At 71.2% G+C, this 7434-nt stretch carries 4 protein-coding genes and 1 pseudogene; 1 reads left to right on the top strand and 4 read right to left on the bottom strand.

All coding sequences use genetic code 11. From position 1 onward, the window contains the following. Window positions 1-1015: 1015 nt before the first annotated feature. Window positions 1016-1432, bottom strand: a pseudogene (locus IEZ15_RS47340) (eCIS core domain-containing protein); the annotation flags it as partial. A gap of 455 nt (window positions 1433-1887) precedes the next feature. On the opposite strand from IEZ15_RS47340, the gene IEZ15_RS34155 reads away from it, so the two are divergent. Further along, the gene (locus tag IEZ15_RS34155; RefSeq protein ID WP_189280809.1) at window positions 1888-2631 is read left to right on the top strand and encodes a transposase domain-containing protein; all 744 of its coding nucleotides are present in this window, start codon (window positions 1888-1890) and stop codon (window positions 2629-2631) included. Between the two features lie 75 nt (window positions 2632-2706). Here the strand turns inward: IEZ15_RS34155 and IEZ15_RS34160 are convergent, their stop codons facing one another. From IEZ15_RS34160 to IEZ15_RS34170, 3 genes are all read right to left on the bottom strand, one after another. Beyond that, the gene (locus IEZ15_RS34160; RefSeq protein WP_114242509.1) at window positions 2707-3630 is read right to left on the bottom strand and encodes an NADP-dependent oxidoreductase; all 924 of its coding nucleotides are present in this window, start codon (window positions 3628-3630) and stop codon (window positions 2707-2709) included. A 777-nt stretch (window positions 3631-4407) separates the two neighbouring features. Then, the gene (locus IEZ15_RS34165; RefSeq protein ID WP_189280810.1) at window positions 4408-6114 is read right to left on the bottom strand and encodes an SMI1/KNR4 family protein; all 1707 of its coding nucleotides are present in this window, start codon (window positions 6112-6114) and stop codon (window positions 4408-4410) included. Window positions 6115-6327: 213 nt separating this feature from the next. Continuing rightward, window positions 6328-7434: response regulator transcription factor (locus IEZ15_RS34170; protein WP_189280811.1), on the bottom strand; the 1107-nt coding region annotated here is incomplete at its 5' end.

Below are 7434 nucleotides of genomic sequence, written 5' to 3' on the forward strand. Positions count from 1 at the left end.
CGCCGTAGACCAGCTTTTCCTCCAGCATCCCCCGCTGGAATTCGTCGAACTCGGGGTTTCCGGCAAGCGCCGACTTCAGATCGCTGAGCGCCTGCTTGCGCTCGGCCGCCAGCGCCGCGACCTCCTCATCGGTCGCCCCGGACTGCACCAGCTCCATCACCGGGCTGCTGCCGAACGCCTGGTGGGCCGCGACATGGGTCAGCTCGTGGGCGATGTGCCCCAGCAGGAAGGAGGTGCCACCCCTGGCCTGCGTGTCGACGTTGAAGGTGAACGCCGGGCCGCCGCCGTCGGTGGCCGGGTTGAGCTTCATACCGGGCATGCCGCCCTGCGGGTACTGCATCACGGTCACCAGGGGCACCACGGCCATCAGTTCCCCGATGACGGCGCGCGTCTCCTCAGGCAGTGCCTGGTCCTCGCGGAGCGCCCCCAATTTCTGGACGAAGTCGCCCATCATCGCGTGGAACTGTTCCGCGGGGACGGCCTGGGCCGCTTTCTGGGCCTCACCGGCCGGCATGCGGATGTCGAGGTCCGGGTTCTTCCCCTCGCTCATCATGCGGTCGAGTTCGGTCAGCAGGTCCCGGAAGACCGCCTCGGGGTCCAGCTGTGCTTGCACCGCCTTGGCCTGCTCGCCGAGCTGCTGGGCACCCCCGACGCGCGACCCTCCCTCGGCCTTGTGGTCGGCGTAGTCGGCGCACGCCTTGACGATGTCCTTGAGAGCGAGCAACCGGACGCCCGGTCTGGTGTCCGGCAGGGCGTAGAACGCCTTGAGCGCGTTGTCCACCTTGGTGATCTCGGAGCGGCCGCGTGGTCCGAAGGTCGCCGTGCTCTGCTTGAAATCGTCCTCGGTCATCATCCGCGACACTGTGATCAACTGCGACACGGCTGCGTTGCCCATGGTGCTTTGCAGTTCTGCGAGGGGGCGAGGGTCGCGGCTGTTCCGTACAGCGGACGCGGGCGGCGTGCTGCGTGTCTGCCCGGGGCTCTCGTGGGAGCGTGCACTCGCGCTCTCCAACGGAGCGGCCATGGCCCGCCTCGCGTTGGCCTCCGCCTCGCGTTCGAAACGGTCCGAAGGATCCGAGACCTTGAGGCCGTCGCCATTGTCCGTGCCGGCGACGGGTCCCTTGCGCTGCTGGATGACATGGGTCAGTTCATGGGCCAGGGTGTGCAGGTCAGCCCCGCCCCCACCGATCACGACATGGTTGCCCGAGGTGTAGGCACGGGCACCCACCTCCGCGGCGGAGACGCGTGCCGCGCTGTCGTCGTGCACGCGGACGTCGGAGAAGTCGGAGCCGAGGCGTGCCTCCATCTCGGTACGGACGGGTTTGTCCAGCGGCCGACCCGGTGAGCGGAGCACTGCGTGCGCCGTGGAGCGCTGAATGGGCTGCGGGTCCTCCTGCCCGAATGCGCTGTACTCGGCCTCTTCTTCGATCATGCGCGCCACGGCGGCGTTGCCGATGGTGCGCTGCAGGTCCATCGCCCGCGCGGGCGTCAGACGGCCGGGTCCGGGCCGGAACACCGACCCCGCACGACCGGCCGCTCGCGCCGATGGTCCCGGGCGGACCGCCTTCGCCGGCCGTTCGTGTGCATACACAGCTGCTGGCCCCTTCCGCCACGACCATGGGCGACGACGGTCGGATCGGACGCCGCTCGCCCTGTGGGCTCGAGCCTATCGGCGCACTCGACAGGAAGATTGGCCTTGCAGGGCAAGGGACTTCTCCCTGAGGGCAGCGTCTCCCGCCCTCAGGGTACGCGTACGGTCGCCCCGTCATCTCTTTCGCGGTCCTGCAAGAGGGCCGCCGGCCTCCGGGCCCGGCATGACTGTGTCCCCCTGTCGAATGGATGACAATGCCGTTGCTTTTGTGGCCGCTGGGCGGTTGAAGTGATGCGTTGATATCCCGTCCGGAGCGTCTGGGCCCTGGGGTCCTGACTCGTTCGTGTCCGCCTGAGTCGGTGGACCGGGTGGTGGGCGAGGCGGGGCGTGCGGAGAAGCATCGACGTCTGTTGTCGGCCCGGTTCACGGTGTACTTCGTGCTGGCGATGTGCTTGTTCCCGCAGGCCGGCTATCTGGAGGTCCTGCGCCTGGTAAAGACCGGCGATCCAGGTCTGCGGTCCTGGTCCGGGGTGAACAAGTCCTCGCTGACCAGGGCCCGGCAGCGGCTCGGTTGGCCGGTGCCGCGGGAGTTGTTCCGGGCTGTGGCTCGACCGTTGGGCACGGATGGCAAGCTGTTCCGGGGGCTGCGGGTGCTGGCCCTGGACGGCACGCTGCCGGCCGTGCCCGATTCGGCAGGGAACAACGACACCTTCGGCAAGTCTGGATCTCAGCGCAGTCCGATGGGCTATCCGCAGGCCAGAGTGGTCGCGGTGGCCGAGTGCTCCTCCCACGCCGTCCTGGACGCTGTGGTCGGCGGGTTCAAGGACTCCGAACGCATCGTCTCCGACGCGCTGGGTGCCCATGTCGGGACCGGCACTCTGTTGCTGGCGGACCGGGGGCTGTGGGGTCTGGCCCGCTGGCACCGGCTGCGGGACCAGGGTACTCACCTGCTGTGGCGGATCGAGCGGTGCAAGGCCCGCCCGGTCCAGGACGTCCTGCCCGATGGCAGCGTGCAGCCCGGGATGACGAACCTGACATAGCAGCGCGAGTACGGCGCGGGCTTCGGGCCGTGAAGGCGACCCGGGGTGCCAGGCGTCCGCGCGCTCTGCCGCCGATTATCCGCCGTCCGTGATCCGGATGATGGTCTTGCCACGGGCGTGGCGGCCGGGGGCGAACGCGGCGGGTGCCTCGGCCAGCGCCCTGACCTCGCCGACGATCGGCTTGAGCCGTCCGTCTCTGAGCCGCTGGACCAGGTCCGCGAGCCGGGCACGGTCGGGCTCGACGACGAAGAAGACGGCCCTGCCGTCCCGCGGACGGACCTCGGGCGGCGAGGCGATGGTGACCAGCGTGCCCCCGGCCCGCACCAGCGCGGCCGAGCGCTCCTGGACCTCGCCGCCGATCACGTCGAGGACCAGATCGACCTCCCCGACGCCCTCCAGCCGATCGGCCTGCAGATCCACGAAGGCATCCACGCCCAGCCCGACAGCGGTTTCCCGGTCGCCGGCCCGGCCCGTGCCGATCACCCGCGCCCCCGCCTCACGCGCGAGCTGCACCGCGATCGATCCCACACCGCCCGCGACCCCGTGGACCAGGACGGTCTGTCCCGCGGTAAGCCGGCCGTGGTCGAACAGGGCCTGCCAGGCGGTCAGCCCCGAGATCGGCAGTGCGGCGGCCGCCGTGTGGTCGACGTCCGCCGGAAGCGGGGCCAGATTGCGAGCCTCCACCGCGGTGTACTCGGCCAGCGAGCCGTCCCGGGTCCAGTCGGCCAGCCCGAACACCCGCTGGCCCACCGAGAGACCGGTGGTGCCGTACCCGAGTTCGGCAACGACGCCCGACAGCTCGTGTCCAGGCACGCTCGGCGTCCGGTCGCGCCCTGCGCGATCCGTCCACGTTCCCGGCCAGGCGAGTTCCCCCGGGGTGAACCCAGCGGCATGCACGCGCACGATGACGTCGTTCTCGGCCAGGTGGGGGTAGGGCACCTCCGTCAGCGACATTCCCTCGACACCGGCGGCGCGGTCTCGAACGGCGACGGCCTGCATGCCAGGTCCTCTCTCCCGTGGTAATTCAGGCTTCGCCCCCTTCGAGCGATCGGAAACAGGCTGCCACGAACTCCCGCAGCCCGCCTGCTGTCGCTTCTGACGGACTGCCGTCTGTGCCGCCCAATCAGGCCACACTTGGCGCTGGACGTCACGACTGCCCGAGCTGTTACGCGCCCGCCAGCAGTGCCTGCCGCACTCGGGGCGTCCTGCAGCGCTCAGAGGAGGAGTAGAAAGCAAGATCAATGTCGGCACCAACCACGCTTCGGTCAATCCCCGAGGCGGTCTTCCTCCGCGCCGGTCGAGATCACGGCATTCGGTCACGCAGCCCCACCCCGCCCCCGAATCGATGCTCCCGACGCCCGTCCCGGTCGTTGTCAACTCTCCGGCCGAGGAATTGGAGCCCGCCCCGGCTCCGGCCGCCGCTGCGCCCATCGCCGTCGGCAAGGCGGCTCGGCCCGCCTCCGGCCCAGCCCTGCCGGCCGCTCAGCACCTCTCCTGAACAGGCGCCTGCGGGCGCCCGCTGAGATCGGGACAGCAGCAACGCCGGGCGGGCCCATCAGGGCCGGCCCGGGGCCGTTAGCGGACGGGGGGATACGACATGTCAGCACACCTCGCCACGACCTGGGTCCGGCTGGACGACCAATGGGTGCGGGCAGACCGCATCGTCGCCCGGAGTTTCTCCCCACGTATTCGGCCCCCATGGGCCGAGGGCGGGACCGGGGGGCCCGGGGCCGGTCCGGGAGGGACGATCGGTCGGCACAGGGCGCCGCGTCCCGGTCATATCCCGTTGGGGAACGGATCCTCCTGCCGGGCGCTGTCGAGCATTCTGCGCAGGAACTCCATGAAGGGGATGCCGTCGTCCATCCGGTCCGGCTCCTCGTCGTGGTACCAGACGTGGACGCGGTCGTCGCCCTCGTGCTGGAGCGAGAGCAGAGCGAAGTTCGCGTACCCGTCATGGCCCATGACCGGCATCATCCTCGTCATATCCGCGACGCCCGCGTTCTCCTCGTGCCAGCCGTCGTGCAGCCAGCGGGTGTAGACCGTGTGCGCCCCCGGAATGTCCGCGGGATGGATGAAGTTCTGTGTTGTCGGCTCCAGGGCGGCACCGGGCATCGCTCCCATCGGCTGAAGCAGCGTTCCGGTGCCGATCACACGCAGAAAGGCCCGGTAGTCGGCCGGAAGCGGCCCGAACCGCGCTTCGAGGACGGCAATGTCGTCCTCGCTGACCGGGCTGAGATCACCGGTCGGATCCAGCCAGCCCTCCTCGTCCAGCCAGGCCTCCGCGTCCAGCTCCTCCTCTTCCCATCCCTTGTCGCCGAGCAGCTTGGGCACCCAGTGCTCGCGATACCAGGTGTGGTACTCCTCGAAGAGTCCGGTCAGTGCGGCGGCGGTCGCGTCCTCGGCCGGTATGCGGGGCTCCGACGCCCCGGACGGCGAGGGCTCCAGGTGGGGCGCCTGCCGGAAGTAGTCCTCGATCAGCGGGGCGAGCCTGCGGTTGCCCCGCCAGGCCGCCAGCCGCTCCGCCGCGTCCCGGGTGCGGATCATGGCGAGATGGCGGGCGAACACCAGCCGCTCGTTGTTGCCGCGGGCATGGCGCATCGCCGCGTCCAGGACGGGAGCGGCGCCCGCCCCTTCCCGCGCCAGCAGGGTCAGCAGGGTCGCCTCGTCCAGACAGCCCGGCTGCCGTTCGACGAGCCGCTCGCCCCAGTCGACACCGGCGGTGGTGACCAGCATCCGCACCACCTTGTCACCGCCACCGCCCTGGGCGAGGCAGTCCTCGGCCGCCCGGTCGGCCCACTCCCGCTCGTCGGGGAACACGAAGGACAGCGCCGCCTTCACCGGCATCGGTGCCGCGTCGAACGCGGCTGCCGCGACCGCGCGCGCCGCACGGTGGTCCGCCTCGTCGGCCACCGCGAGCACGCCCCGCAGCAGCTGCCAGCTCGAGTCGCACTCGGCCACCTGGAACGAGGCATGTGCGGTGGTCTCGATGAGCCAGGTCCCGCTCCACTGCCACCGCGGGTCGTAGTGGACCTTGTGCTCGTTGTGGGCCAGTTCATGCAGCCGCAGCATCGCGCGCAGCGTCCATACGACCCCCTCCGCCGCCAGCCAGAACGGCACCGCGTCCCACGTCGCCTGCATCTGCAGCTCCGCGATGGCCACTTCCACGTCCAGGTCGAGCACGTCCGGACGCTCACCGCTGCGGTACAGCGCCGCCGCCCTCAGCCCGAGTGCGGCCATCGAAGGCGCCGCGTGCCGCGCCCCCTTCTCCACCTGGTGGACCGCGTACTCCCAGCCTCTGAAAGCGTCGTGACGGCTCTTGTCACGCGCCTCGGCAAAGCAGCCCGCGGCGTCGAACGGCGGCACCGCCGCCAGCCAGCACGGCCCCCGCCCGAGCCCCTCGGTCAGATGGTCCGGATTGACCCGCGCCCGCGTGGAATACACCTTGCCGCGCTGCTCCTCGGTCCACACCACGTCACCGGCCACACGTTCCTCCCACAGCAATCCGCAGCAATCGAACTGGTTTCCCGCACCCGCACAGACAGTCTGGCCGGATGGCACTCCGATGTCCCGTCGCCCGTCCCCTGTCGAGCGAGGTTCGGTGAAACTACGCAACTCGACCCGCACTCCACGGCACGGAGGCTCTCCGCGACGCTCGGCCGAGGGGCGTCCCGGTCCGCGTCCGGCCGACGGCACTGGTCACGAGGGCGGCGGCGTGCCCGGTGCCGTAACCGTGTGGCGGGCCACCAGGGTGGCGAGGGCCGCGCGGGACGGGACGCCCGTCTTGCGGTAGACGCGGGCGATGTGGCTCTCGACCGTGCGCGGACTGAGGCAGAGCCGGGAGGCCACGGCCTGGTTGGTGAGACCCTCTGCGACCAGTTCCGCTATCTCCCGTTCCCGCGGGGTCAGTTGGGCCAGCCCGGCGGCCGGTCCGGACGGCTCCGCCGACCCGTCCGTATCACCCAGCACCTCCGGGCGCTGCTGGTCGGCCAGGGCGACCAACAGCGTGGCCCCGCCCTCGCCGGCCTGCCGACGGGCACGGCGCCACATGGCGGCCGCGCCGGCGCCGTCACCGGCGGCCCTGGTGAACGCGGCGCCGAACAGCAGGCTCTGGGCCTCCCGGAGGGTCGCCCCGGACAGCGCGCTCTCCCGGGCGGCTTCGGTGAACGCCCGTGCCGCCGAAGCCGGGTCCCCGCGGTGCGCCTCGATCCGGCCGAGGGCGCGCAGCGCCGCGGCCCGGCGGGTCGGCAGGTCGATCCGTTCGGCCTCCTTCAGGGCGCGCTCGGCCGCGTGTTCGGCTTCTTCCGTCTCACCCACGGCCAAGGCGGCGGCGACGAGCAGTTCCAGGAACTCGGGCAGCAGCGAGGGCTGCAATCGGGGCAGGTCCCTGCCGCCGCCCGCGTCCAGCAGGACGTCCCGTGCGCGGTGCGGGTCACCGGCGCCCATCTCGGCGAAGGCGAGCAGGGACCGTGCCAGCGTGGACCACCAGCTCTCGCCCGTGCCCTCCGTCGCTGCCGCCGCCTCCTCCGCTGCGGCCAGGACGTCCGGATCGCCCGGCGGTCGGGCCTGCATGAGGAACAGGGACCGGATCGCGAGGGTGAGGCCGAGCAGTTCGCCGCTGCCCAGGGCACGGGCGATGGCCGCGGCCTCGTCGGCCAGCTCCAGCGCCGTGGTGACCCGGCAGGTCAGGAAGTGGGCGTACGCCTTGCACAGCAGGAGCTGCGACAGCATGTAGAGTCGGCCGGTCCGCCGGGCGATGTCCACGCCCCGGTCGGTGTGCCGTTCCGCGTCGGCGTACCGGTCGAG

The sequence above is a fragment of the Streptomyces atratus genome (assembly GCF_014648655.1).
GTDB classification, from domain to species: Bacteria; Actinomycetota; Actinomycetes; order Streptomycetales; family Streptomycetaceae; genus Streptomyces; species Streptomyces atratus.